This window comes from Actinomycetota bacterium (assembly GCA_030776625.1).
Lineage (GTDB): Bacteria > Actinomycetota > CADDZG01 > CADDZG01 > WHSQ01 > MB1-2.
Genome location: JALYHL010000009.1, coordinates 94,977 through 118,999, shown reverse-complemented (window position 1 = coordinate 118,999; position 24,023 = coordinate 94,977). Strand labels below are relative to the sequence as shown.

Sequence of the window (24,023 nt, the reverse complement as noted above, 5' to 3'; positions counted from 1 at the left end):
GATGAGGCGCTCCAGCAGCGGTGCGATATCCGCGACACGCTCCTTGTTCAGGTACGAGTCGGCGTGGCTACTCCGCCGGAGGCGCAGCAGTTGCCAGAGCGTTGGCCACCGCTACAAAGTCATCGAGCCGGAGCGCCTCCGCGCGGATGCCAGGGTCGATCCCCGCGGCTGCCAGCGCCGAGTCGACGTCGGCGAAGCCGGACGAGATCAACGCGTTGCGGATCGTCTTCCTACGTTGCGAGAACGCGCCCCGCACGACCGGGAACAACCGCTCCGGCGCTACGTCGGGCGGCGCCTCCCGTCGGATCCGAACCAGCACGGAGTCGACGCGCGGCACGGGGAAGAACGCCCGCCTCGAGACCTTCGCCGCGACCGTGGGACGCCCGAAGTAGCGAACGATGACGCTGACCTGGCCGTAAGCCTTCGATCCCGGTTGCGCCGCCAGCCGCTCGCCCACCTCGCGCTGCGTCATCACCACGAGCTCCGCGATCTGGGGAGCCGTCTCCAACACGCGGACCACCACGGGAACGGCGATGTTGTAGGGCAGGTTCGCGACCACCTTGGTTGCGCCGAACCCGCCGAGCGGCAGCGCCATCGCATCGCCCGGGACGACTTCGACGTTCGTCACACCCTCTAGCGTCTCGGCGAGCACAGGCAGCAGCCGACGATCGAACTCCACCGCGATCACCTCTGCCGCCACGGCCGCAAGTCCCACGGTCAGCGAACCCGCGCCCGCTCCGATCTCAAGGACCCGATCGTCGGCAGAGACACTCGCGACCTCAACCACCTTGCGGATCGTGTTCGGGTCGATCACGAAGTTCTGGCCGAGCGCCTTCACCGGTCTGACCCCATGCACGTCGAGGACCTCCCTCAGACGTCGAGCACCGAGGAACCCTGCCGTCTCACTCGATCCCAAAGAACCTCCGCGCGTTCGCCGTCGTCTGGCGCGCCACCACACCCACGTCCGCGCCGCGGGCGTGTGCGACCGCTTCACCCACGTGGGCAACCCGCGCGGGCTCATTGCGTTTGCCCCGATGGGGCACTGGGGTCAGGTACGGCGAATCGGTCTCCACCAGCAGCCGCTCATCGGGCACCCGCGCCGCGGCATCGCGCAGGTTCTGCGCGCTGTTGAACGAGACGTTGCCGGCGAACGAGATATAGGCGCCCTGCTCCAGAGCCCGGCGCAGCTGGGCGTCATCGCCCGACCAGCAATGGAAGACGAAGCGGTCGGGCGGTCCCTGTTGTTCGAGAACGTCTAGGGCCGCGTCGACGGAGTCGCGCGTGTGGATGATGAGGGCTTTGTCGAAGCGCTTCGCGAGCTCGATGTGGTCCACGAACGCCGCCCGTTGCACGTCGGGATCCACCGCGTCGCGGAAGAAGTCGAGACCGCTCTCTCCCACCGCAACCACCCGCTCGTCGGCTAGGCACTTCTCGATCGCGGCCGCCGCATCGGGGCCCCACGCATCTGCCGAGTTCGGATGTACCCCGACGGCCGCGAACACACGCGGGTCGCGCGCCAGCTCGACCGAGGCCCTGCTGGAGTCGACGTCGGTACCGACGGTCACGACCGCGTCGACGCCCGTCGCAGCGGCCGCTTCGACGATCTGTTCCGCCCTGGCCGTCTCGCAGAGGTGGATGTGGCAGTGGGAGTCGAACCACATCGTCGTGGAGCCCTCCCTACGGGGCGACGTCGAGGCGCGGGAACAAGGGGTCCCCGGTCCGTACCCTGGAACCCGCGGGCAGGCTGCCCCAGCCTCGATCCGCCGGGAACGAACGTTGCTCGACGTCACCCCCGAGCCCGAGCCGCTGCCACAGCTCCTGCGCGGCGCCGGGCGTGATCGGCGACGTCATCAAGGCGAGCTGGCGCAGCGTGTCGGCGAGCATGTACAGGACGACCTGGAGACGCCGCTGATCGGCGGGGTCCTTGGCGAGGCTCCACGGCGCGACCTCCTCGACATACGAGTTCGCCTTCTTCACCAACGTCCACGCGGCCTTCACCGCGGAATGAGGCGCGATCGCGTCGACGGCTGCAGTCATTTCCGCCAGGGCCGCCTCGTGCACCGCCACCAAGCTCCGCTCGGCGTCGGTCAACTCCTGCGGCTGCGGCGGCTCCGGCACCACGCCGTCGAAGTAGCGCGCGATCATCGACAGCACCCTCGACGCGAGGTTGCCGAAGTCGTTGGCGAGATCCGCGTTGTAGCGCTCGACCATCGCCTCCCACGAGAAGTTCCCGTCGAGCCCGAATGAGATCTCGCGCATGAAGTAGTAGCGATAGCCGTCGGAGCCGAACGTCGCGATCAGGTCGTGCGGCGAGATCCCCGTCAGCTTGCTCTTGCTCATCTTCTCGCCGCCCACCTGCAGGAACCCATGCGCGAACACGGTTCCAGGAAGCGGCATGTCTAGCGCCATCAGCATCGCGGGCCAGATCACCGAGTGGAACCACAAGATGTCCTTGCCGACCAGGTGGATGTCCGCCGGCCACACCGATGAGAACCGCTCCTCGTCGGTGCCGTATCCGACCGCGGTGATGTAGTTCTGCAGCGCGTCCACCCACACGTAGATCACGTGCTTCTCGTCCCACGGCAGCGGGATCCCCCAGTCGAAGCTGATGCGCGAGACCGAGAGGTCCTCCAGGCCCTGGCGCACCTTGCCCAACACCTCGTTGCGGCGAGCCTCCGGCATCACGAACCGCTCGTCGTTCTCGTACAGCTCGATCAGGCGGGCCGCGTACTTGGAGAGACGGAAGAAGTAGTTCTCCTCTTCCACGACGTCCGGCTCGACACCGTGCAGCGGGCACTTGCCGTCCACGAGCTCGTCCGGGACCTTGAACGCCTCACATCCGACGCAGTAGAGGCCCTCGTAGGTGCCGAGGTAGATCTCGCCCCGGTCATAGAGCGCTTGGACGAACTTCTGAACGGGACCTTCGTGGCGCGGCTCGGTGGTGCGGATGAAGTCGTCGTTCGAGATGTCCAACGCCTTCCACACCTCAGTCCAGCGCGGAACGATCTGGTCGGTCCACTCCTTTGGAGACAGTCCCTTGGCCTCTGCCGTCCGGAGCACCTTCTGGCCGTGCTCGTCGGTGCCGGTGAGGAAGTGGACCTTGCGTCCCTGCATCCGCCGGAAGCGGCAGAGGAAGTCGGCGGCCACCGTCGTGTAGGCGTGGCCGAGGTGCGGGACGTCGTTGACGTAGTAGATCGGGGTGGTGACGTAGAAGACCTGGTCGCTCACGGATGCACTCGCTCCCAGCTTGCCTCGGTGACAGGATCGGGCGTTTTGCCCCGGTGTGCTTGACCTACTCCATCCGTGGGAATACGGTCTCCAGGAGTTACCAGCTATCAGGGGGCAAGGCCATGAAGTCTACCGGCGTGGTGCGCAAGATCGACGAGCTCGGCCGCATCGTTCTCCCGTCCGAGCTGCGCAGGGTGTTCGGCATCCGCGAGGGCGACGAGCTCGAGATCAGCGTCGACGGCGAGCGCGTGATCCTCCAGAAGCGCCGTGACCTGTGCGTCTTCTGCGGCGGCGAGGAGCCCGCGATCGAGTTCAAAGGTCGCAAGGTCTGCGATAGCTGCGCCGGCCAGCTCGGCGGGTTCGAAGGCGTCGAGGTGCGCCTGCCCGATGCCGAAGCTTCCGCAACCAGTCCCGCCTAAGGGCGCACCTTTCCGTAACTCCGTGCAGGAGCGCTAAACCTCCGGCTCCTCCGGCTCCACCAGGGCGTCGAAGACGGCGCGTTTCGGAACCCCCGCCTCCCGCGCCACCTGCTGCAGCGCGGCCTTGCGTTGCAGACCTTCCGACATAAGCGCGCGAGCTGCCGCGGCAAGCTCCTCTGGATCCGCGATCCGGTCTCGTCGCAGTGCTCCTCCCACCACCAGCACGATCTCTCCGCGCGGCGGCACCTCTCGGGCCTTGTCGCGCAGTTGCTCGAGGCTCCCTCGCCTCACCTCCTCGTGCACCTTCGTCAGCTCGCGCACCACAGCTGCAGGACGGTCACCAAAGAGCTCGTACAGGTCATCGAGGCAGTCCAGGACGCGGTGCGGAGACTCGTAGAAGACGAGCGTGCGCTCCTCGTCCCTCAGCTCTTCCAGCCTCCGGCGGCGGTCACCGGCCTTGCGCGGCAGAAACCCCTCGAAGACGAAGCGGGCCGGGGGCAGCCCAGAGATGGCGAGGGCGCTGATCGCCGCGGTCGGTCCGGGAGCGACCGCGACGACGACGCCTGCGTCCACCGCGGCGCGCACCAAACGGTAGCCGGGGTCCGAAAGACCCGGCATCCCCGCGTCGGACACGAGCAGAACCGTGTCGCCCGCAAGCATCTTCTGAACCAGCGCGGGCGCGCGCCGCCGTTCGTTGCCTTCGTTGTAGACGACCAACCGTCTCGTCTGCACGCCGTGATGCGATAGCAGCTTGCGCGTGCGGCGGGTGTCTTCGCAGGCGACGACGTCGGCTTCGGCTAGCAACCTCAACGAGCGTTGAGTGACGTCTTCGAGGTTCCCGATCGGCGTCGCGCACAGGATGAGGCGGCCGCTCACGCGTGTCTCCACGTCGGCCGCATCAGCTCGGCCGCCATGGCTCGAAGGCGTAGCGGAGCACCGTCGCAACGAACCCGCGCCACGAGACCTCGTCACCCTCGACGGCGCGGCCGCGTAGGAAGGTGCGCGCTGCGGCCAGGGCGCGTCCGTTGTTCGTGACGCCGACATGATCGGTGATGGCGACGAGGTTGATCTCGCCCGGGCGTCTCCAGTCCGAATCCAGCCATACCGAGTCCCCCAGCGCCCATACCGCCACCCGCGACACCTTCTTGTCGATCACGACCACGGGTTTCAGGTTCGTGGGCGAGGCCGGCGCGTCGATGTCATAGGGCTGGAGTCCGACCGCTTCGAGGAGCGCGGCACCTGCGCGAGCTATGTCGCCGCCGACGCGGCCCGTTCCGGAACGCCCGGGCGGTGGAGCGACCACGGGCGGAGGAACAGGAGGCGGAGGGGCAAGCACGACAGAGCGATCGGGCGCGGGATGTCCGCGCGCCACTATCCGGTCGAGGATCAAGGCCGCTTGGGAGTGGCCCAGCAGCAACTGAGGCTCCGGCGCCGCCTCGACCTGGCGCGACACGACGGCGCCGACTTCATCGAGGTCAGCGCGCGTGTCGCTCCCGGTGTAGCCGTCTCCCGCCGCGGAGTAGGAAAGGACCTTGACGCTCTCGCGGTTGAACCCGAGGTCGCGGGGGTCCAGCTCGGTGAGAGCGCCGGTAGTCGAGGTGGAATCGACTCCGCCGAGCAGCAGGAGAGACCCGGGCGCGTCCGCGGTCGGCACCGGCGAAGCGTTGCGGATCACTCGGTCGTAGCCAGTGGCCCCGAGGAACACGACGAGACCCACAACGGTAACCGCGGCCGCAAGGGTCCCTCCTCCCGGATAGGTCTCCGCCCGCAGGTGCTCGCGCCAGCCCAGCAGGAACAACGCGTGCAGGGGGCCGAGACACGCCACCAACAGCGCAACGAGCAACGGTGACAGCCGCCCGAGCGACGACATAGCGGCCCCCAGAGCAGAGAGCAGGTAGGCATAGGCGAGGAACCCCGGTGCTTCGGGAATCCCCGAGCCACGCGGCTTTCCGGCACCGGCATCGAGTGCCAGGGCGCGGCGGTTCAGAACAACGGCGGGAAAGAAACCCGCGGCCGCGCCCGCCCAGATGAAAGGCGCATACCTGAGTGCGACGCCGAGATACATGAGGACCGCGCTCGGGAATAGCGTGACCAGAGCGACCGTCGCGAGGCGCGCCGCTCGAGCCCACGGGACGGCGATCGATACCCGCCGATCGTCGGCCAGCCACAGCGTGGCGGCCAGCGTTCCGCTGCGGACCAGCGAGCTCAGGATCAAAGCCGCCGCGAACGCGGGCCAACCGAACCCGGTAGCAAGGCTCTGCTTCAGATCGAAATAGACGTTCAGAGGAAACATCGCGCCGGCGATCACGGCCGCGGCGTCCTGCGGGAAGAGTCCCGTGGCAACCGCCACGGCCGCGACCACCCCTTCAGCGGTCATCGGGAGCATCGCGACGGGCGCGCGCCTGAGGGTGCGACTGCCCGCCGCCAGCGTCCTCATGTGTCGCGTTCCCCCTCACTCGGTCCGATACCGCGGCGACACTAACTATGCTGCTCTGCCGTGGAGGCGATCGAGGGGGCCGAGACAGATCCACGCGCCGAACGCGGCCCCTCTAGATGGGGCCGCGCCGACACCTTCGCCCTCACCGGGATCACCGTTGCCGCTGCGGTGCTGCGACTCGTGCGGCTCGACGACCCGAAGTCGCTGGTGTTCGACGAGACCTACTACGCGAAGGACGCATGTTGGTACGTCACCTCGGCGCCGACGCTCTGTGGGATCGACGTCGAGTCGACGCTCGTACACCCACCGCTGGCGAAGTGGCTGCTCGCGCTCGGCATCCGCCTGTTCGGCTACGACTCCTTCGGGTGGCGGATCTCGGCTGCGGTGGCCGGGACGATCACAGTAGCCCTGCTCTTCTTGCTGGCGAGGAGACTGTTGCGCTCCACGCTGGGCGCGTCTCTGGCGGCAGGCCTGTTGGCGATCGACCTCCTCCACTTCGTGGAGTCGAGGATCGCGATGCTCGACGTGTTCGTGCCGCTGTTCGGCGTCGCGGCTGTCCTGTTCCTGGTGTACGACCGAGATTGGTTGTTCGCGGGAGCGCGGGGCGAAGCTGCGGGGCCGAGGCTGCTGCAGCGGCCGTGGCGGATCGCGGCCGGTATCGCCGCCGGGCTCGCGGTGGCTTCGAAGTGGTCCGGCGGCTTCTTCCTCGTGATGTTGATCGTGCTGACCGTCGCTTGGGAGATCAAGGCGCGGCGGGAGAGGGAGGAGCCTCGCCCCATCCTGAACACGTTCCGGCGCGAGGGGGCCGGGTTGCTGGTCTGGTTCATCGTCGTCCCGGCACTCGTGTACACCGCCACCTACATCGGCCGCACGCTTCCGCCCGGCGACGGGCTCTGCCCGGATCGGAACGGGTCCTGGGTCGTTCGGTACGTCGAGCAGCAACAGTGCATGTTCAGGTTCCACCGGGAGCTCGAGAGCAACCACTCGTACCAATCACCGGCGTGGTCGTGGCTGGCGCTGAAGCGGCCCGTCTCCTACTACTTCGAGACCAACCCAAACGGCGACTACAAGGAGATCTTCGCCACCGGAAGCCCGTTCGTGTGGTGGACGTCGCTGCTGGCGCTGGCTGCGGTCGTCGCCGCGTGGGTGAGACGGGGCGACCCCTGGCGGCCCGAGGGGGTGATCCTGGCCGGCTTCCTCTTCACGTACGCGCCGTGGTTGATCTCCGGGCTCTTGTCCGACAGGAGCGCGGTCTTCCTCTTTTATCTACTACCGACGGTCCCCTTCATGTGCCTGGCGCTCGGCTACATCGCGTCGCGGATCGGTCGCTCGTGGGAGGCGATCGCCGCGATCGGATTGTTCACGGCCGCCGCGCTCTGGTTCTTCGTCTTCTACTACCCCTTGCTGACGAAGGTCCCGCTGCCGCAACCGGAGTGGGACAAGCGGATATGGGTGTTCGACAACTGCGAGAAGCCACCGGCGGACCCCGCGACCGCGGTCGTGACGGAGACGCTGGACGGAAAGGTGTCGACCCGCACCACCTTCACGACGGGAACAGCGGAGGACCTGCCGCCGACGGGGTGGTGCTGGATCTAGACCAAGCTAGATACCGTTCGGCGGCGCTTCTTTGGGATGTGGTTGCCGCTGGCCGGCAGAGATACGATATCCCGAAGACGCGGTCTCGCCTCAGCCTGGGTTGCTACGCCGGGGCCTGTATCTCGACCAGCTCGATGTCGAAGATGAGGGTCGAGTTCGGGGGGATGTCGGGAGGAACCCCCTGAGCGCCGTAGCCGAGGTCGGGCGGGATCGTCACCTGACGCGAGCCGCCGACCTTCATGCCCGTGATGCCCTCGTCGAATCCGGGGATCACCGACCCGCTGCCGAGTTGGAACGGCGGGAGCTCCCCTTCGTCGAAGACCTTGCCGTTCTCGAGCGCACCCTTGTATTTCACGATCACGGTGTCGCCGCGACCCGCTTCTTCACCCGTTCCGCACTCGGTCTCTTCGTACTTCAGGCCGGACTCCGTCTCCACGATCCCCTCCTCGCAGTCGCCGGCCGGCGGTGCTTCCGCCGCGGGCGTGGTCTCCGCCGCGGGCGGGGTCTCTGCTGCGTCGTCACCGCAGGCTGCGAACACGAGCAAGACCAGCGCGAGAAGCCACGTGAACGAGCGCATCTTGGACATGCAGGCGACCCTATCCGAGGCGAAACCTGCGACCGGACGCAAGCGGGAGGCTCAGGCGCGGCCGCTAGGATGCTTGAGCTTCCGCGGGCCAGTAGCTCAGTTGGTAGAGCGCACCCCTCGCACGGGTGAGGTCAGGAGTTCGAATCTCCTCTGGTCCACAAAAGCCCAGTTCAATCCATATCTTTTTTCGCGAGGTTTTGGCAGTGTTGATTCCCCCAACAAATCCCCAACATCGGAGCTAATCCCGATCTCCAAGGGAAGTCCTAGCTGATGCGAAAGCTCCGCGCGCTAGGGACCCTGGTCGCGTTGCTTGCGCTTGTTGATTTTCTTCCAAGCATCGAATTCGGCTTGTCCGATCTCCGATAAAAGGTCGTTTGTGATAGGGCGTGCGGCAGCGGCGAACTCGAGGAGCGGTTCGTCGTCCCAGCCCCACGCCAGTATGAGGACCTCCACCTCGGTCATCTGTAGCCGATTGAGCCGGAGCGCGGGCCATTCATCGAACGCGATGCGCTCCATCTTGTATCCGTCCCGAAAAGGGACGGCATCTATGAACCTGCGCGGTCCAGCGCTGGGAAGGTGGACCACGCGGGGAACTCGTTTGCCATCGATCAGCTGCGCGTTGAATCGCTCCGTGCCGAAGATCGGTCTCTCCGGGAACCGGTCAGGCGTGATGTTGTAGACGAAGTTTTGAAGAGTAGAGGCATACGAATGCTCCCAAAGAAGGAAGCGTTCCTGTGGCGCCTTCTTGCTGAGCGCTTCGATCCCGCTGGACGTTATCTGAACGCGCCGAGCGGGTCGCTCCACAAGGAGGTCGTCGTCGTAGCGCATATGGATAGAAAGAGGATGACTTGTCTCACCCGCCACCCCGCCGACCATGACATCTCCAGGCCAATGCGATGGGCGCACCGCATAGACAGGAAATCGCGCCGCTCGCAGGGTTTCTAAAGATTCCCTAGCGAAGTCCACGAAAGGAGCTTCGCGCCTGGCAATGGTGCCCCTCGTGATGGGGGCAGTTTCGTAGTACGATTCTCCTGTGGAGATCCTCCCGTCGAGCCGGCGCCACGGCATCGATGACGAGGACATGCAGCATGGCGTGGAGCACGCGTTGGTGATCGAGGAGATCGGAGACGACCCATTGCGATTCTTGGTTCTGGTCCGGATCGAGCGGGGAATCTGTTGGAGCTGGTGATCCTCGACCGCCCGCAGGGACCAGCCGTCATCCACGCAATGAAGATGCGAGAGAAGTACGGGCGGTACCTACCGGGGAGCTAAGAGGATGCCCAAAGACCACGGGAAGCTGAAAACGGCACTTCAGTCGATGACGAGATGATCGGGAGACTCGCGGATGAGGCCGAGGCCGGTTACGACCTCGACGAGATCAGGCGTCGGCGAGCTGGAGGTCGGCCGGCGATGGGGTCGGGGCCGGCGAGCGTGGAATCGGTTCGACTTGATCCTGAGCTGAAGAAGGAGTTGCTCCTGCGTGCATCGCGAGATGGCGTAAGTGTTTCGGAAGTCATCCGGGAAGCTCTTCGCACCTACGTTCAGGCAAGCTGATCCTCGGTCGAACAAACACCCAACATCACCCACGGAATTCAACGGAAATCGCTGGCAGTCGCTGTGGACTGAAAATGGAGCGTGACCTGCACAGTTGGTCTTGAACGTGCAGCGACGTAAGTCTGCGTAGATCGGCCTCGCACGGCTCTCACGGGTGAGGTCAGGAGTTCGAATCTCCTCTGGTCCACCGGTTGTTTCCCTGGTCAGAGCGAGTTTCCGAACTGGCGCCCAGAGACGCCAACGGAAGGTCGACTCAGCAAAAACTCAGCATCCTCCTCGTACCCGTGGCAGGCCGAGGCCGCCGGTCGACCGCCGCAAACCCCTCTGAAATGTGTCTAGCTCGTCGGGCTTCTTCGGGCCGGCAGGACGAGGGTTCCGGGCGGATAAGTATTTGACATGAGGACTTCACTGCGCCACGCCAGCATTCTTGTCGTCGCCATGATGTGGCTCCCTCAGACGACCCCGGTAGTGGCGGCCCCGCTCTGCTTTGGCCGGCATTTACAAGGTTGTGCGGGCCAATTTCGGGGCTTTCTACCGCGTCGCTGCTTCTTCCAAGCTGAGGAATGTGACCAGACCCGACGGACACCCAGATGCCTTCAGGCCCGGGTGAATATCCACTGGCTCAACGAGTCGGGCCGCGTGATTGGTGAATGCGGACGACTTGCATCCGTCATGGCGGCGTGCTTGTTCACCGTCGCAACCGTGTTGGCTCCCTCTGCCGACGCCGCGTTCCCCGGAAACAACGGCCGAATCGTTTTTGCCCGCGTAGGTCGCTCATCTGACATCTACTCGGTGCGGCCAGACGGGACGGGGATGCGCAGACTCACTACCCATCGAGCCTGGGATACGAGCCCCTCTTGGTCACCGGACGGCAAACTAATCGCGTATGAATGTCGGGGCGCGGGCAGGGCCGACCGCCGGGGCGACATCTGCATCATGAACCGCGACGGCAGCAACGTGCAGCAGATCACGTCCGGCGCGGCTGTTGACGGCTCGCCTGCGTGGTCTCCTGATGGAGCGCACCTAGCCTTCGAGCGCTACATAGAGGGGGATCCGCTCAATGACGACAGTGATTTGAATTTCGAGATCTACACGATTGCCAAGGACGGCACCGATCTCACCCGACTGACCCACAGTCCCGGACGAGATGAGGATCCGAGCTGGTCTCCCGACGGCAGCCGGATCGCATTTGCTACTCATCGATCGGGTAACTGGGATGTCTGGAGCGTCGATCCCGACGGCCAGATGCCGCTCGCTTTGACTACAGACCCATCTACCGAATGGCACCCGAACTGGTCTCCTGATGGCAGCCGTATAGCGTTCACGCGCTTCGAGAACGATGACACCAGAGGTGGCTCCTACAACCTGTACACGATGGCTCCAGATGGCACTCAGCAGACGCTGGTAGGCACGACACGTAGGGCGAACGCGACGAACCCTGCGTGGTCCCCGGACGGCTCGGAGATCGTCGTGGTGGACGTGTATCGAAACACGTTGGCCCTGTTCGCGATCAAGGCGGATGGAAGCTCGCGCCGTCTCCTCCTCTACAACGGCTATTGGCTCGTAACTCCCGACTGGCAGCCGCGCTAGAGGCAGCTCTCAAGATGAAGGCATGTTCCGATGCCTTCGGCCATAGGCTCGCGGCACTTGCGTCGTAATTCTTGGTGTCGCCATTGTTCGATCGAGCCGGGCCGCGCAGCCCGTTTGAAGCCCCACCCGTTAGAGCATGTGACTTCCCCGGGGCCCCTTGCTTTTTTTGGCGACGGCACTCTCCTTCCTCGCGCAACGGTGGTCGCCTGACGAGCACGGACGAACGAAGAGCGGCAGTGGCGGCTATCTGGCCGGAGCGCCGCCTCCTATTCGAGACGTTCGCAGCCAGACGTTTGTTCGCCTCGGAGGCACGTGTCCGAGCCCGAACCACCTCTCAGGGTGTCACTCCCACGGCCGCCATCCAGATGGTCGTCGCCGTCGCCGCCGCTGAGCCTGTCGTCGCCGTCGCGGCCGTCGACGATGTCTCGCGAGTCCGTTCCGAGGAACCGATCGTCGTGGCGTGACCCGATGACGCCCTCGATCCCTCTCACGACGTCGCGCCCCTCGCCCGTAGCTATGTGGTTGCCTAGATCGACGGTCACCGCACCTTTGGAATCGCGGTACACGAGGTAGTCGGTGTTGTTCCGCCCCCGGCCCCCGATCACCGTGTCGCGACCGGGCCCAGGCGAGAAGCTGTCGGGTGCCACGTCGCCTCGCAGATAGTCGCTCCCCCTCCCACCCCACAGCGCCACGCCACCCTCGTCGTGCGCTGCATCCGGCTGAAGCGCGATCAACCGGTCGTCGCCGCCTCCTCCACGGAGATCCGAAAAGTTCTCTCCCGCCTTCAACACGTCGTCGCCGGCGCCGCCGCGAGCGGACTCGACAACACGTATGCGGTCGTTGCCGTCTCCTCCGTTCGCAGAGTCGCCGCCCCTTCCGCCGCAGATGAGGTCGTTGCCGCCGCGGCCGCGGATGATGTCGTTCCCGTCAAGTCCCACGATCACGTCGCGGTTCGGCGTGCCGTTGAGCTCGGAGTCGTCACCCGAAGTGCCCACGATGGTCGCCGTCGCCCCGAAGCAAGTTGGCCGACCCCCGGCAGATGAAGGAACGCCGACCGCGATCGCCGCAACGGCTATAGACAACGCCGCAAGACGGATCGCCGCGCCACGGGCGCGAGCGCGGAAGTTGCGCCACCCGTGGGACTTCATCCTGTAGGCCTCGGTTGCCACGCATGCTGGAACTCGTCGCCATGACGGCGCGAGCAGGTGACGTCTTCGTTCCGCGTCCACGGATACACCTCGACCGTCTCGCCCGCGTATCGAAGGATGCAGAGGCTCCCGCTTTCCTCCGTCGCCGAGTGAACAACCAAGCGTTCACCGTCCGGCGACCAAGCCGGACTGAGGTTGTAGACGAACCGCCCGCTGGTGACCTGTTGTTGGTTCTCACCGTTCGGTCCCGTCACGAAGACTTGGGTGGAATCGCCGACCGACCGGCGAAAAGCGATCAGACCGCCGTCCGGCGACCAGTCGACGTCACTGGTCAGGTACGACCCCGTCTTGAAGTAGGAGTACGGCACGTGCACGTCGGTGGCCACGACCCGCTCCTCGCCCGTCGCGACCTCGATGCTGTAAAGGCCCCCCTCGCCCTCCTCGTTCAGCGCGATGAAAGCGATGGCCGAGCCGTCGGGAGACCATGTTAGATCTGCCTCCCCGACGTTGTTCTCCGTTAAGCGCGCTCGCTCTGTTCCATCCACGTTCATCAAGAAGATCTCGTCGTTCGGGAACCTGCAACTGGATCCGGGCGCAGGCAGGGCACACACGTCGTCCGGACCGTCGGCGATGTAGGCGATCCGACGGCCGTCGGGCGAGAAGGCCGGAGATTTCGCCTCCTCCTCGAGACGCAACCGTTGCAAGTGAGACGCGTCTTTCCGCACGACGCACACGTCGGCTCCGAAGTATGGGTCGGATCGCGTGTTGCGCCCGTAGCAGCTCCAGACGATGCGCCTCCCGTCCGCGGACCACGAAGGATCCAGGTCCTCGTACCGGGGGGTGCGGGTGATACGTCGGACGCCGCTCCCGTCGAACCGCCTGGTGAACAGATCGCGCCTCGTGGCGGAGTCAGGTTCGGCGGTATAGGCGAAGCGCCCGGGCTCGCCGGGGTACGTGGCCGCGGCGTGAGTGGACGGAGCGGCCAGCAAACCCGCGCATGCCAAGCCGGTACAGAGCACTCGAACGCTCAAGGCGCCCACAGGAATCATGCTGGGTAGACGCACGGACCGTCTCGACCGTTGCATCTGCCTGTGCGAGCTGACGTTGGCGCGATTTGTGCACACACGTCCAGCGACAGGACCGACGACCGAAGGCGCCTAGGCCGGGGGTGGGTACTCACCGAGACCGCTGTGTGGGGCGGAGTCGGTCGCGGTGGCCGACGCCGGGTCGCGGCGGTTGGCATCCAGCGTCGTCGTCAGTCGCCAGGTGAACTGGCCCGGAAACCCCTTGATCTGTGGAGCGTTAAGGCGGACGGATATCGTGTTCCCGTTGTAGTCCACACCCCCCGGCAGTGTCTGATCGATGGTGGATGCGGCGTAGCGACCGTCCCCCTGCTCGAGCACGTTGGCTGTCGGATCGTCCACGCTGACGTTCGCGGACACGATCCACGCCGGAATCCCGGCCTCGAGGACCTCCCAACGCCACGTCATCGCCTGACCCCTCAAAGAGCGCGGGATCGGCGCCGCCATCTCCGCCTCGAAAACCACCTGACTCGCGTTCAGGTAAACGCGCGCGGACGTGATGTCGGCGAGGGCCGCGTCTCCCGGAGCATCGCCACCATCGCCGATCTCGACGTCACCTGTGGGGTCTTTCGCCTGCTCGCCGGGAGGCGGCCCTCCCGTCACGAGCAGTGCAACGATGCCCGCCAGGACCAGAGCGACGACGACCGCCGTCACCCCGAGCTGCCTCGGCGTCATCCCGCGTCTGGCATCCGGCGCTCCAGTGCATCCCGGAGACTGCTCTGGATGGTCGAAGTGGTGAAGTCGCCCCTGGTCCGTTCGATGATCGAGCGCGCGACATCGGTCAGGCGACGGAGCCCCAACGTGATCCCGTCCGGATAATCCATCGACGTCAACAGGTAATAGATCTCGTCCATCGCCGACAACAACTCCTCGCACCGCTCCAGCTCCCCGCGGCGCATCAGATCGAGGATGTGGCGGCGAACCTCGCCGATAGCCTCCGCCATCCCCTTGACGAACGCGGCGGTGCCGACCCCTACCTGTTCGAGTGACGGGAACGCGGCCCCCGTCACGAGCGCGTGCGTGATCCGCGCTTCCGCGTACTCCTTCTCCGCGTCATGGACGAAGCCGGCGTGCAGTAGCTCTGGGTGAGGCCCTAGAGCGGAGCGGGCCTCATCCAGCGCCGACTTCGCATCCTGGAGGAGCTCGTCCGCGCGTGGCGCCTCGTAGCGGTGCAGGGCCCGGATCGCATTTCCGCACGAGCGGATCGCGAGGCGGCTCGCAGCCAGACCCTCTTCGCGGGCCGCGGTCTTGGCGTCGAAATCTTGCCTGACGGCGTCGCCGATATCGCCGAGTTCCATCGGCGGACCCTACCGAAAGGGGTCCCGGGAGTGGCTAGGAGTCGTGTCCCCCACCGGCGCCAGCAGAGCGAACAGCTCGGGGCTCGTTCCAGACCACCGGAGACAGCGGCCGAACCTTCTCGAAGCGCTCGTCGCGGCGGCGCTTGAGCTCGAACAACATCGCGACGTAGAAGACCAGGATCCCGTCGATCATGAGGTGCAGGTCGACCCAAACACCGCGCGCAGCTATCGCTGCTATCGCCGAAACCGCGGCCGTTCCCACCAGGAGCGCGAGCAACCGCCTCCGGCGCCGCTGAGCCCGGCGGAATGCCTCCCGCTCTCGCGCTCGCTCCTCCGAAACCGGGACCACGATCCATCTGCCGGAAGTGGACCCGCGACGGCCGGCCGCACGACGAGGCACCGCGTGTCGGGGAGCGGGTCGCGGTGGCGCGATCGTGCTCATGAGCTGCTTGAACCGTTCCGCGGCCCACAGAGGGGTCCGCTGCCTCGCCCGGACCGCCCCGGGCAGGAACACGACTGCCCATATCAGCGCCAAGAACAGGAGGAACCAGATCGCCAACAGCGCTTCCCCAAGCCCTAGCCGGATGTGTCTCGGTTCAAGCTAAACCCGGACCCGCCGCCGTCTCCGGATTGCCGCGCAGAATCTCTGACTGATCCCGTCGCGCGGGGTCGCGGGCTCCGGCCCGGTATACAGACACCCCGACTACAAGGAGTCCGTAGATGCCGCCCGAGATCGTTCCTTCGGAGGAATCCGCCACCGAAGTGGTCTGCGACGCGCTCGTCGTCGCGGCCTACCGGACCGACGACGGGTTCGCGCTCGGTCCGACCGCGGCGCAGGTCGATGAGGCGCTGGACGGATACCTGGCGGAGCACCTCGAAGACATCGGTTTCAAGGCAAAGGTGGGCGACGTGGCGTCGATCGCGACCATGCGCCGGCTGGGCGCGAAGACGGTCGTGGTGGCGGGACTCGGCCCCCAGAACGAGGTCCTTCCAGCAAAGCTGCGGCGGGCGGCGGGGGCGGCGGCCAGAGGCGTCGCGGAGCGCGGCGTCATCGCGGCAGCGCTGCACGAGCGATCGGACGCGACATCGGCATCCGCGGTCGCGGAGGGATTCCTACTCGCGTCGTACCGCTACACCACCTTCAAGACGGACCCCCACCCGACCAAGATCCAGCGCGTCCTGTTGCTGGGTGCAAGCGACGACGCCGCAACAAGAGGGGCCGCGATCGGCGGAGCGGTGCTCCTCGCGCGAGACCTCATCAACGAGCCGGCCGCGACCCTCACACCCGACGCTCTGGCGCGGCGCGCCCAGGAGGTCGCCGACGTGGAGGGTCTCGAGTGCACGGTGCTGGAACCGGAGCAGATCGCGCAACGCGGGCTGAACGGCGTGTTGTCTGTAGCGAAAGGGTCGGACGTACCGCCTCGCTTCATCGAACTCCGCTACCGGCCCGAGAATGCCGGCGGGCGCGTCTCCCTCGTCGGAAAGGGCGTCACCTTCGACTCCGGCGGGCTGTCGCTGAAGGACGGAAAGAACATGGAGACGATGAAGACGGACATGTCAGGGGCCGCCGCCGTGATCGCGACCATGAGCGTCGTCAAGCGCCTCGGGATCGGCCTGGAAGTGACGGCGTACATCCCGGCGGTGGAGAACATGCCGAGCGGCAAGGCCTTGAAGCCCGGCGACGTCATCACCCATTACGGCGGGAAGACGTCAGAGGTGCTCAACACCGACGCCGAGGGGCGGTTGATCCTCGCGGATGCGCTGGCGGTCGCAGCGGAGGAGCGGCCCGACGCGATCGTCGACGTCGCCACGCTCACCGGCTCGATCATGATCGCGCTCGGTCGTGACGTGGCGGGTTTGTTCTCCAACGACGATGCACTGGCGTCCGACATCGAGGCCGCCGCGGAAGAAGCCGGCGAGCCGCTGTGGCGGATGCCCATGTACGGGGATTACCGCCGGCAGATCGACTCCGAGGTAGCCGACTTCAAGAACATCGGAACTCGGTACGGAGGCTCGATCGTCGCCGCCCTCTTCCTCCAAGAGTTCGTCCCCGACGACATCCCGTGGGCACACCTCGACATCGCGGGTCCCGCCCGCTCCGAGTCAGATGACAACCGGGGACCCAAAGGCGGTACCGGCGTCGCGACGCGGACCCTGATCTCGTTTCTCGAGAAGCGCAGCCGGTGAGCAGCGACGACCGGTCCGAACCCGAGAAGGTCGTTCGACTCCCCGCTGAGTTCGACCCCGGCCCCGACCCCGCGCCGCCAACGCGGCCCGGCCGCCTGCACGGCGTCTTCATCACGGGCATGGCGCTCTCGGCGCTGGCTGGGATCGCGTCGCTGTTCGCCTTCATCACGGTGAGGTGGCCTGCGGACATAGGCCGCTACGTCCTCGGCGTGTTCTTCATCTGCGGCATCGTGTTCTTGACGTGTGCATCCGCAGCGGTCTTCAGTGCAGCGCGCGACACGTATCCGACGCGAGGCGGCCACCACCTAGACTGAGTCGCGATGGAGATCGACGGTCACCCGACTCAAGACATCATCGAAGAGCTCGAGCAGCGGGGCGCCATCCGCATGCACGGGACGACGAACGGTCCGCGCGAAGACACCCTGAGGTTCCTCGGTGAACAGAACCCGCAGGAGCGCGGCGGGATCTGGTTGTTCCTTCCCGAGGAGGTCTTCCAGACCGGTCTCGACGAGCCGCCTCTATAGCCCGTCAGGGTCCGGCACGAGCCGGTCTCCCCTCTTCACCTGGTCCGCGGCCCCCTCCGGAAGCTCGATCGCGCACCTTGCACGCCACACCACCGGGCCGACACGGCGCGGCTTCATGTGACGGACCACCTCGACCACGACCCAGTCGCGATCGCAGAAGATGACGTCGATCGCGTACCTCATGCCGAGTGTGTGCACCTGCTTGCACGGCATCAGGAGCAGTCCCTCGCCCTGCTCTAGCGTCGTGCCGATCAGCCCGCGCAGCCGGCGAGACAACGTCGTCGCCGCGGACAATCTCTCTGCTAGAACCAGGTCGCGCGTGGGTAGAAGGAGCCTCTGAGACATGTGAAGTAGGTTGACGCCGCCGCGGCGGCTCGGCAACTACAGGAGCCACATCTAGCGACCAGAGGGGTGACCACGCCTTGCAGAAGTGGGAGTACGCGACCGTCCCGTTGATCTCGCACGCCCTCCAAGAGATCCTGAACCAGTGGGGCGAAGAGGGGTGGGAGTTGGTCCAGGTGGTGGAGAGCCAAGCCACCGGAACGACCGGATACCTCAAGCGTCCGAAGGGCGGAGAGCCGCACGGGAGCGACGCACCGCCTAGTTAGTCGCCGGTCCCGGACTCCAGCGTCTGGACGCGCTGCAGCAGCCACCGCTTGAACGGCCCGCCCAGATCGTCGCGTCGCAGCGCCAGCTCGATCGTGGCCTTGAGATAGTCCAGCTTCTTTCCGACGTCCAGGATGGGACCCTCGTGGATGTATGCGTATACGCCTTCTTCCTCCGCGAGCAGCCTGATCGCGTCGGTCAGTTGGATCTCGCCACCGACCCCTTCGGCGGTTCGCTCGATCGCATCGAAGATGGCGGGGGTGAATAGGTACCGGCCCCGCGAGGCGAGGTTCGAAGGCGCGTCTTCCACCGCCGGCTTTTCGATCATCCCGCGCAACCTGACGAAGCCATCTGCGGTGTCCTCCGGATCGATCACGCCGTAACCGGGGATGTCCGCGGCAGCCACCTCCTGCACCGCGATCACGCTGGCGTTTTGCTTCTCGTAGATCTCTGTCATCCTCTCGACCAGAGGTGGCTCGTCGCCGCGCGGATCAGGGACGATCTCGTCACCGACCATGACGACGAACGGTTCGTCTCCAACATGCGCCCGCGCCATCAGCACCGCATGCCCGAACCCCAGCGGCTCCTTCTGACGCACGTAGTGGAAGTCCGCCATCTGCGCGATGTTGCGAACCTCTTCGAGCAGGTCCATCTTGCCGCTCTTCTCCAGGTGATGCTCGAGCTCCAGCGAGCGATCGAAGTGGTCCTCCAGCGTCGTCTTCCCGCGGCTCGTGATGATCAGGATGTCGTCGAGTCCGCCGCGCACGGCTTCCTCGACGACGTACTGGATGCCGGGCCGATCGACGACCGGGAGCATCTCCTTGGGCTGTGACTTCGTCGCGGGCAAGAATCTCGTGCCGAGCCCAGCCGCAGGGATCACCGCCTTGCGTACCGCCACTGAAGCCCCTCCTGTCGATCGGGAGGGGTCAGTGTAGGGGGACCGGAGAGAGGTTGGGCTGGCCGGCCAAGCAGACGCGATCGCGCCCCGTTTGCTTCGCGCGATACAGCGCCTGGTCCGCAGCCTCCACCAGTGACCTGAAAGAGTCGCCATGATCGGGGTACGCGGCAACGCCGATCGAAACGGTCAGGTTGATCAGCTCGTCGTCCATGCTGCCGAAGGGCGTGCCCTTGATGGCGTCGTGGATCTTCTCCGCGGTCGTCATCGCGCCTTGCACATCGGTCTCCGACAGCAAGCAGATGAACTCCTCGCCGCCGTAGCGGGCGAAGGTGTCCACCTCACGCAGCAGTTGCGTCACGCGGTGGGAGAACTCGATCAGCAACGCATCACCGCGCTGGTGGCCGTGCCTGTCGTTCACCTGCTTGAAGTGGTCGAGGTCCATCATCAAGACACTGAAGCGACGATCGAAACGCGTCGCGGTGGCGAGAACCTGGCGGAACTGCATCTGGAAGAAGCGACGGTTCCACACACCCGTGAGCCCGTCGGTGAGCGACAGTCGCTGAGCCTCTTCGTGCAGCCGAACGTTCTCGACCGCCACCCCTCCTTGCTCGGCAAGGAACGCCACGGTGTCGAAGTCCTCCTGTGCGAACGGACGCGAAGCGTCCTTGCGGTAGGCGGCAAGAACACCCATCACGCGGTCCTGCGTGAAAACCGGGACCGCGGCGGCAACAGGGAACCGCGGCTCGTGCCGAGAGAACACGGCCGCACTTGCCCCGTCCGGCACGAGCAGACCCGTTCGTCGCTCGGCAACATGTCCGACGACCCCGTCACCTACCTTCACCCGGCCCAACGCATCGAGCTCGATGCCTCGCGCGACGCCCGGATGCAACTCGCCCCGGGCTGGAGACAACATCCACAGCACGGCGGCCTCGGCGTTCACAGCATCCGCCGCCGTGTTGAGGATCGAATCCAGCATCTGCTTCATGTCGTGCGTCGAGCGCAACGTCTCCCCCACGCGGCGGACGGCCCTCTGCATCTGATCGCGCGAAGAAGACAGCGCCGAGATGGTCTGACTGAGCTGTCCCGTCATCTCGTTGAATGCGACCGCCAGCTTGCCGACCTCGTCTTTGGAGCGGACCGGGATCCTGTGGTCGAAACGACCCTCGGAGATCGCATGCGCGCCCTCCGAGAGCTCGTCCAGGGGCTGCGTGATCAACCGCGCGAGAAGGTACGCGAGACCGGTGGTAGCAAGAAGCGCCAACACCAGCAGCGCGAGCATCGAGTTCAAGACCTGACGCGACAACTGCCCGATCGGAGCAGCGGGTGTGGACGCAACGATCCCCATCCCGCCGCCCAACTTCGTGGCGGCTGCTTCCGAGACTTCGCCCAGGTCGAGCTCGAACGGGTTCAGGTAGTCCACCTGGGCCTCAAACGACGCGCCGATGCGAGCCGTCGAGGCGACCACGCGATCCTCGGACACGATCGAAAGGTCGACCCCCGAGCGAGAGGCCGCGAACAAGAGGTCTTCGTCCAACCAGAACCCGCCGATGATGTGTCCTTGTCGTCCCTGGCCTCGCACCGCAACGGGGATCGCCGCTGTTCTCTGGAACCCTTTGCTCGCGCCCGGTTCGGCTTCTGCGATCACGCTGGGTGCAGGAGGACGGAAACCCGGGAGGAAGGTGGGCGGCTTCGAGGCGAAGCCCAGAACCTCGCCGCGCGGCCCCAGAGCCAGCAGGAAGTCTAGGTCGAGTGATTCGTCGAGACGGTTCTCGAGATATGCGTCGAGAGAGGTCGGGTCGTTCGCGGCGAAGAAGCGCGCGAACCGTGGGTCGTCTTCTACCGAGCTTCTAACCCTGCGATCCAGAGAGTCGGCCTGGCGGTTGTAGATGGCCACGGTCGCGTCGAGGGCGGGCCGAAGCGACAGCACAGCGCGCCGCGAGATCTCGCCCACGATCACGCGCTGAAGTATGAATCCGGCAGCGAGAAGCGGCAGGATGACGATGAGTACGAAGAACAGCGTTAGCCGCCGCTGAAGCGACATGTGACTCCAGCCTTCCGTCCAGGCGGCTTCGGCGCCTGGAGACCCTTTGTCCTGATTTTCGGATTCTTCGAACCCGGACTTTACCGGGATGAGAGGATGCCCCCCATGCCCACGTACGAATACGCGTGCACCGCCTGCGGCGAGCGGACGGAAGCCAAGCAGAGCTTCACGGACCCGCCGCTGGAGGTGTGCACGAATTGCGGAGGCAAGCTGAGGAAGCTCTTCTCGCCCGTGGGCGTCGTGTTCAAGGGCTCGGGCTTCTACTCGACCGACGCCAAGAAGAAGGCCTCGACGTCCTCGTCTTCCGGCGACTCGAAGTCGTCCACTGGCGACTCGGGCTCATCGTCCTCGGGCGAATCGAAGTCGTCCTCCTCCGGCGACGGCAAGCCGTCCTCCAGGGAGGCCGCCAAGGCCGCCGACAAGCCCTCTAAAGCCTCGGGATCGGCCTGATGCCGCCGTCCGCAGAAGTGGGCGTGTTCGGGGGATCCGGCTTCTACTCCTTCCTCGACGGGGTTCAAGAGGTGCAGGTGGACACCCCGTACGGACCGCCGTCGGGCGCGGTCGCGGTCGGCGAGATCCACGGGCGCAGCGTGGCCTTCCTTCCACGGCACGGGCAAGGCCACACGCTGCCCCCTCACAAGATCAACTACCGGGCGAACGTGTGGGCCCTCAAGGAGCTGGGCGTGAAGCGGGTCGTCGGCCCGTGCGCCGCGGGATCGCTTAAGGAAGAGGTCCGGCCCGGCGAGTTCGTGGTGTGCGACCAGCTCGTCGACCGAACGAGTGGGCGGAAGGACACCTTCTACGACGGTCCCATCACGACCCACATCGGCTTCGCCGACCCCTACTGCCCCGAGCTTCGCGAGGTGACCCTCAAGACCGGCAGCGATCAGGGCATCACGATGCACGACCGCGGGACGGTGGTGACGATCCAGGGGCCACGCTTCTCCACGAGAGCCGAATCGAAGTGGTTCCAGGACGCGGGCTGGGAGGTCGTCAACATGACCCAGTACCCGGAGGCCTATCTCTGCCGGGAGCTCGAGATGTGCTACGTGAACATCTCCCTCATCACGGACTACGACGTCGGCGTGCCCGGCAAAACCGCCGAGGTCAGCCACGAAGAGGTCTTGAAGGTATTCACCGCTAACAACGACAAGCTGAAGGACCTTCTCTTCGCGCTGATCCCAAGGATCCCTTCCGAGCGCAACTGCCCTTGCAGCACGGCTCTCCAGGGCGCTCGCGGCTAGACGCAAAGAGGAGGCCCCCGCAGGGACCCCCTCTTCACGTGTGTGTGTGAGCTTCTGCGTTAACGCGTGATCTTGATCCTCTGCGGGATCGTCACGACCGCTGGCGAGTCGGCGCTCGTCCACGTCGACACGAACTTGTAACCCCCGGTGAACCTCGGGTTCTTGAGGACGGGAACGCCGGAAGCCGTCTGCGAGTTCACCTTCAGCTCGAAGCTGAACGGCGGGCAGGTGTTGTCGTTCGGCGGGATGTCGCCGTCGATCGTGTAGCCGGTGGCTTTCGAGCCACGGATCTCGAGGGGCACCTTGGTGACGCCGGAGATGTCCAGCACCCACACCGCATAGATGCCCGCATCTGCCTGGTCGTCTGCCCGGTCCTGCTCTCTCAGGGTCGCGGGGGCGGTGAACGGCGCTTTGGCGTCACCGAGGGGCGCACCGGGGCGACAACCGGGGCCGGCCGCGATCGTGATGCTTCCGGTGCCGATCTGGTCGTTGTTCGGGACGGCGGCATCAGGCGGCAGCTTGAACCCCGCCGGGATCTTCAAGGTGACGTGGCCGAGCTCTTCCTCGCCGTTCTCCTGCGCGAGCTTCAGGGTCATCTGCGGGTTCGCCTTGACGCGCGTGTCGGACAGGGTGAACGAGAACTCCGGGCTGAAGTCGCCGGCCGCTGCGAGCGCGGGGAAGGCGACCACCAGCGCGAGAGCGCCCAGCGATATCTTCCTGACACTTCCCATCGGGGTACCTCCTTAAGGAACGGTCCAGCTCCTAAAAGCTTCGCCGCGCCGGGTCTCATCCCTGTCCCCCAGGCACCCAAAGGAAGACGGGCCCCCGGACGGGGGCCCGTCTTGTTCGTCCTCGGTGCCGGTGAGAGCGTTACTTCGTGATCTTGAAAACCTGCTTGAACTTCGCGACGGCGGGCGAGTCCTGGCTGGCGATCTCGGCGAGGAACTTGTACTTGCCCGCCTTCTTGGGGTTCGTGAGGATCGGGACGCCGGACTCGGACTGCGCGTTGATCGCGAGGTCCACGACCAGTGGGTTACAGGTGTTGTCGCTCGGTGTCGGGGCCCCCTGGATCGTCCAGCCGGTGGTGGGGCTGCCGGTGACCAGCAGGCGAACCCGGTTGAGAGGCTCCAGGTCGAGGAACCACACCGCGTGGACGCCCGAGTCCGCCTCGTCGTCACTGCGGGCCCTCTCGAAGATCGTCGCATTGACAGTGACCGGGACCTTGACCGGGATCTGACCCTCGGGACCTGGGCGACAGTCGGGCCCGGCGGCGATCTCCACGGTCCCGCCGCCGATCTCTTCACCATCGGGCACCTCGGCGTCGCCCGCGATGTTGAAGCCCTTCGGGATGATCGCCTTGAAGTCGCCGATCTCCTCGTCGTCCTCGGCGAACTCGAGGTGGAACCCGAGGGCCGGGTTGGCGTTCACCTTCGTGTCCGACAACGTCGCTTCGAACTTCGGCTCGAACTTGGCGAAGGCTGCGCCCGCGACCAGCGAAAGCGCCAGCCCTAGAGCGACGGTTAGGCACGTCTTCTTCACTTTTGACCTCCTGATACACGGGCTCTTCAAGCCGCTGTACCCCCCC

At 65.8% G+C, this 24,023-nt stretch carries 28 protein-coding genes and 1 tRNA gene; 12 read left to right on the top strand and 17 right to left on the bottom strand.

The features are described 5' to 3' along the window. Nucleotides 1–67: 67 nt before the first annotated feature. The 3 genes from rsmA to metG are packed head-to-tail and all read right to left on the bottom strand — an operon-like array spanning nt 68 to nt 3,228. Nucleotides 68–916: a 16S rRNA (adenine(1518)-N(6)/adenine(1519)-N(6))-dimethyltransferase RsmA gene (gene rsmA, locus M3N53_13675; GenBank protein MDP9069377.1), complete on the bottom strand. Its 849-nt coding sequence runs from the start codon at nt 914–916 to the stop codon at nt 68–70. After that, nucleotides 903–1,661, bottom strand: coding sequence for a TatD family hydrolase (locus M3N53_13670; GenBank protein MDP9069376.1), 759 nt, complete (start codon nt 1,659–1,661; stop codon nt 903–905). Before M3N53_13670 ends, rsmA begins: the two co-directional genes overlap by 14 nt. Nucleotides 1,662–1,677: 16 nt before the next feature. After that, on the bottom strand, nt 1,678–3,228 hold the full coding sequence (gene metG, locus M3N53_13665; protein ID MDP9069375.1) for a methionine--tRNA ligase: 1,551 nt from the start codon (nt 3,226–3,228) through the stop codon (nt 1,678–1,680). A gap of 122 nt (nt 3,229–3,350) precedes the next feature. On the opposite strand from metG, the gene M3N53_13660 reads away from it, so the two are divergent. Continuing rightward, the gene (locus M3N53_13660; protein ID MDP9069374.1) at nt 3,351–3,647 is read left to right on the top strand and encodes an AbrB/MazE/SpoVT family DNA-binding domain-containing protein; all 297 of its coding nucleotides are present in this window, start codon (nt 3,351–3,353) and stop codon (nt 3,645–3,647) included. 33 nt (nt 3,648–3,680) lie between these two features. Here the strand turns inward: M3N53_13660 and rsmI are convergent, their stop codons facing one another. Both rsmI and M3N53_13650 read right to left on the bottom strand, forming a co-directional pair. Next, on the bottom strand, nt 3,681–4,523 hold the full coding sequence (rsmI, locus tag M3N53_13655) for a 16S rRNA (cytidine(1402)-2'-O)-methyltransferase (protein MDP9069373.1): 843 nt from the start codon (nt 4,521–4,523) through the stop codon (nt 3,681–3,683). Between the two features lie 22 nt (nt 4,524–4,545). Then, the gene (locus M3N53_13650) at nt 4,546–6,084 is read right to left on the bottom strand and encodes a hypothetical protein (protein ID MDP9069372.1); all 1,539 of its coding nucleotides are present in this window, start codon (nt 6,082–6,084) and stop codon (nt 4,546–4,548) included. A gap of 60 nt (nt 6,085–6,144) precedes the next feature. Here M3N53_13650 and M3N53_13645 point away from each other — a divergent pair, with 60 nt between their 5' ends. Further along, on the top strand, nt 6,145–7,680 hold the full coding sequence (locus M3N53_13645; protein MDP9069371.1) for a phospholipid carrier-dependent glycosyltransferase: 1,536 nt from the start codon (nt 6,145–6,147) through the stop codon (nt 7,678–7,680). Between the two features lie 103 nt (nt 7,681–7,783). Here the strand turns inward: M3N53_13645 and M3N53_13640 are convergent, their stop codons facing one another. Then, nucleotides 7,784–8,266, bottom strand: coding sequence for an FKBP-type peptidyl-prolyl cis-trans isomerase (locus M3N53_13640; GenBank protein MDP9069370.1), 483 nt, complete (start codon nt 8,264–8,266; stop codon nt 7,784–7,786). 85 nt (nt 8,267–8,351) lie between these two features. Between M3N53_13640 and M3N53_13635 the strand changes: the two genes are divergently transcribed. Beyond that, nucleotides 8,352–8,424, top strand: a tRNA-Ala gene (locus M3N53_13635). A 130-nt stretch (nt 8,425–8,554) separates the two neighbouring features. Here the strand turns inward: M3N53_13635 and M3N53_13630 are convergent. Beyond that, nucleotides 8,555–9,142 carry a hypothetical protein gene (locus tag M3N53_13630; GenBank protein ID MDP9069369.1) on the bottom strand — a complete coding sequence of 196 codons (588 nt, stop codon included), beginning with the start codon at nt 9,140–9,142 and terminating at the stop codon, nt 8,555–8,557. Nucleotides 9,143–9,299: 157 nt separating this feature from the next. Between M3N53_13630 and M3N53_13625 the strand changes: the two genes are divergently transcribed. The 3 genes from M3N53_13625 (at nt 9,300) to M3N53_13615 (ending at nt 11,410) form a co-directional block, all read left to right on the top strand. Beyond that, nucleotides 9,300–9,455 (top strand): hypothetical protein, encoded by a 156-nt coding sequence (locus tag M3N53_13625; protein ID MDP9069368.1) that lies wholly within the window; start codon nt 9,300–9,302, stop codon nt 9,453–9,455. Between the two features lie 137 nt (nt 9,456–9,592). Beyond that, nucleotides 9,593–9,820: a ribbon-helix-helix domain-containing protein gene (locus M3N53_13620; protein MDP9069367.1), complete on the top strand. Its 228-nt coding sequence runs from the start codon at nt 9,593–9,595 to the stop codon at nt 9,818–9,820. Between the two features lie 606 nt (nt 9,821–10,426). Then, nucleotides 10,427–11,410, top strand: coding sequence for a hypothetical protein (locus tag M3N53_13615; protein MDP9069366.1), 984 nt, complete (start codon nt 10,427–10,429; stop codon nt 11,408–11,410). A gap of 266 nt (nt 11,411–11,676) precedes the next feature. On the opposite strand, the gene M3N53_13610 is transcribed toward M3N53_13615, so the two are convergent. The 5 genes from M3N53_13610 to M3N53_13590 form a co-directional block, all read right to left on the bottom strand. Next, nucleotides 11,677–12,579, bottom strand: a complete 903-nt coding sequence (locus tag M3N53_13610) for a hypothetical protein (protein ID MDP9069365.1) — start codon at nt 12,577–12,579, stop codon at nt 11,677–11,679. Beyond that, on the bottom strand, nt 12,555–13,562 hold the full coding sequence (locus M3N53_13605) for a hypothetical protein (GenBank protein MDP9069364.1): 1,008 nt from the start codon (nt 13,560–13,562) through the stop codon (nt 12,555–12,557). The genes M3N53_13610 and M3N53_13605 overlap by 25 nt, the downstream gene beginning before the upstream one ends. A gap of 153 nt (nt 13,563–13,715) precedes the next feature. Continuing rightward, the gene (locus M3N53_13600) at nt 13,716–14,315 is read right to left on the bottom strand and encodes a hypothetical protein (protein ID MDP9069363.1); all 600 of its coding nucleotides are present in this window, start codon (nt 14,313–14,315) and stop codon (nt 13,716–13,718) included. Continuing rightward, a complete protein-coding gene (locus M3N53_13595; GenBank protein ID MDP9069362.1) occupies nt 14,312–14,938 on the bottom strand; it encodes a haloacid dehalogenase in 627 nt (208 codons plus the stop codon). Before M3N53_13595 ends, M3N53_13600 begins: the two co-directional genes overlap by 4 nt. Before the next feature lie 34 nt (nt 14,939–14,972). Next, the gene (locus tag M3N53_13590; GenBank protein MDP9069361.1) at nt 14,973–15,497 is read right to left on the bottom strand and encodes a hypothetical protein; all 525 of its coding nucleotides are present in this window, start codon (nt 15,495–15,497) and stop codon (nt 14,973–14,975) included. Nucleotides 15,498–15,658: 161 nt separating this feature from the next. Here M3N53_13590 and M3N53_13585 point away from each other — a divergent pair, with 161 nt between their 5' ends. Genes M3N53_13585 through M3N53_13575 form a run of 3 tightly spaced genes read left to right on the top strand, consistent with a single transcriptional unit; the run spans nt 15,659 to nt 17,649 of the window. After that, entirely contained in the window at nt 15,659–17,125 is a 1,467-nt protein-coding gene (locus M3N53_13585; protein MDP9069360.1) for a leucyl aminopeptidase, read from the top strand. Next, nucleotides 17,122–17,439, top strand: a complete 318-nt coding sequence (locus M3N53_13580) for a hypothetical protein (GenBank protein MDP9069359.1) — start codon at nt 17,122–17,124, stop codon at nt 17,437–17,439. The genes M3N53_13585 and M3N53_13580 overlap by 4 nt, the downstream gene beginning before the upstream one ends. Before the next feature lie 6 nt (nt 17,440–17,445). After that, complete coding sequence (locus M3N53_13575) at nt 17,446–17,649, top strand: hypothetical protein (protein ID MDP9069358.1); 204 nt, start codon at nt 17,446–17,448, stop codon at nt 17,647–17,649. Here the strand turns inward: M3N53_13575 and M3N53_13570 are convergent. After that, nucleotides 17,644–17,994, bottom strand: coding sequence for a DUF192 domain-containing protein (locus M3N53_13570; protein MDP9069357.1), 351 nt, complete (start codon nt 17,992–17,994; stop codon nt 17,644–17,646). The genes M3N53_13575 and M3N53_13570 overlap by 6 nt on opposite strands. 77 nt (nt 17,995–18,071) lie before the next feature. Here M3N53_13570 and M3N53_13565 point away from each other — a divergent pair, with 77 nt between their 5' ends. Continuing rightward, nucleotides 18,072–18,257: a DUF4177 domain-containing protein gene (locus M3N53_13565; GenBank protein ID MDP9069356.1), complete on the top strand. Its 186-nt coding sequence runs from the start codon at nt 18,072–18,074 to the stop codon at nt 18,255–18,257. On the opposite strand, the gene galU is transcribed toward M3N53_13565, so the two are convergent. Both galU and M3N53_13555 read right to left on the bottom strand, forming a co-directional pair. Further along, complete coding sequence (galU, locus tag M3N53_13560; protein MDP9069355.1) at nt 18,254–19,153, bottom strand: UTP--glucose-1-phosphate uridylyltransferase GalU; 900 nt, start codon at nt 19,151–19,153, stop codon at nt 18,254–18,256. The two genes, M3N53_13565 and galU, sit on opposite strands and share 4 nt — an antisense overlap. Before the next feature lie 28 nt (nt 19,154–19,181). Further along, nucleotides 19,182–21,194, bottom strand: a complete 2,013-nt coding sequence (locus M3N53_13555; GenBank protein ID MDP9069354.1) for a diguanylate cyclase — start codon at nt 21,192–21,194, stop codon at nt 19,182–19,184. A gap of 105 nt (nt 21,195–21,299) precedes the next feature. On the opposite strand from M3N53_13555, the gene M3N53_13550 reads away from it, so the two are divergent. Next, a complete protein-coding gene (locus M3N53_13550; GenBank protein ID MDP9069353.1) occupies nt 21,300–21,644 on the top strand; it encodes an FmdB family transcriptional regulator in 345 nt (114 codons plus the stop codon). Further along, a complete protein-coding gene (locus M3N53_13545) occupies nt 21,644–22,438 on the top strand; it encodes an S-methyl-5'-thioadenosine phosphorylase (protein MDP9069352.1) in 795 nt (264 codons plus the stop codon). The genes M3N53_13550 and M3N53_13545 overlap by 1 nt, the downstream gene beginning before the upstream one ends. 59 nt (nt 22,439–22,497) lie before the next feature. On the opposite strand, the gene M3N53_13540 is transcribed toward M3N53_13545, so the two are convergent. Beyond that, nucleotides 22,498–23,169 carry a hypothetical protein gene (locus M3N53_13540; GenBank protein MDP9069351.1) on the bottom strand — a complete coding sequence of 224 codons (672 nt, stop codon included), beginning with the start codon at nt 23,167–23,169 and terminating at the stop codon, nt 22,498–22,500. Nucleotides 23,170–23,308: 139 nt separating this feature from the next. Then, complete coding sequence (locus M3N53_13535) at nt 23,309–23,977, bottom strand: hypothetical protein (GenBank protein MDP9069350.1); 669 nt, start codon at nt 23,975–23,977, stop codon at nt 23,309–23,311. Nucleotides 23,978–24,023 lie beyond the last annotated feature (46 nt).

Excerpts from the sequence above, each read along its gene's own strand:
- M3N53_13670 (MDP9069376.1), bottom strand. The coding sequence starts at position 1,661 with ATGTGGTTCGACTCCCACTGCCACATCCACCTCTGCGAGACGGCCAGG.
- M3N53_13660 (MDP9069374.1), top strand. The coding sequence starts at position 3,351 with ATGAAGTCTACCGGCGTGGTGCGCAAGATCGACGAGCTCGGCCGCATC.
- M3N53_13650 (MDP9069372.1), bottom strand. The coding sequence starts at position 6,084 with ATGAGGACGCTGGCGGCGGGCAGTCGCACCCTCAGGCGCGCGCCCGTC.
- M3N53_13640 (MDP9069370.1), bottom strand. The coding sequence starts at position 8,266 with ATGTCCAAGATGCGCTCGTTCACGTGGCTTCTCGCGCTGGTCTTGCTC.
- M3N53_13630 (MDP9069369.1), bottom strand. The coding sequence starts at position 9,142 with ATGGTCGGCGGGGTGGCGGGTGAGACAAGTCATCCTCTTTCTATCCAT.
- M3N53_13620 (MDP9069367.1), top strand. The coding sequence starts at position 9,593 with ATGATCGGGAGACTCGCGGATGAGGCCGAGGCCGGTTACGACCTCGAC.
- M3N53_13600 (MDP9069363.1), bottom strand. The coding sequence starts at position 14,315 with ATGACGCCGAGGCAGCTCGGGGTGACGGCGGTCGTCGTCGCTCTGGTC.
- M3N53_13595 (MDP9069362.1), bottom strand. The coding sequence starts at position 14,938 with ATGGAACTCGGCGATATCGGCGACGCCGTCAGGCAAGATTTCGACGCC.
- M3N53_13585 (MDP9069360.1), top strand. The coding sequence starts at position 15,659 with ATGCCGCCCGAGATCGTTCCTTCGGAGGAATCCGCCACCGAAGTGGTC.
- M3N53_13575 (MDP9069358.1), top strand. The coding sequence starts at position 17,446 with ATGGAGATCGACGGTCACCCGACTCAAGACATCATCGAAGAGCTCGAG.
- M3N53_13570 (MDP9069357.1), bottom strand. The coding sequence starts at position 17,994 with ATGTCTCAGAGGCTCCTTCTACCCACGCGCGACCTGGTTCTAGCAGAG.
- M3N53_13555 (MDP9069354.1), bottom strand. The coding sequence starts at position 21,194 with ATGTCGCTTCAGCGGCGGCTAACGCTGTTCTTCGTACTCATCGTCATC.
- M3N53_13550 (MDP9069353.1), top strand. The coding sequence starts at position 21,300 with ATGCCCACGTACGAATACGCGTGCACCGCCTGCGGCGAGCGGACGGAA.
- M3N53_13545 (MDP9069352.1), top strand. The coding sequence starts at position 21,644 with ATGCCGCCGTCCGCAGAAGTGGGCGTGTTCGGGGGATCCGGCTTCTAC.
- M3N53_13540 (MDP9069351.1), bottom strand. The coding sequence starts at position 23,169 with ATGGGAAGTGTCAGGAAGATATCGCTGGGCGCTCTCGCGCTGGTGGTC.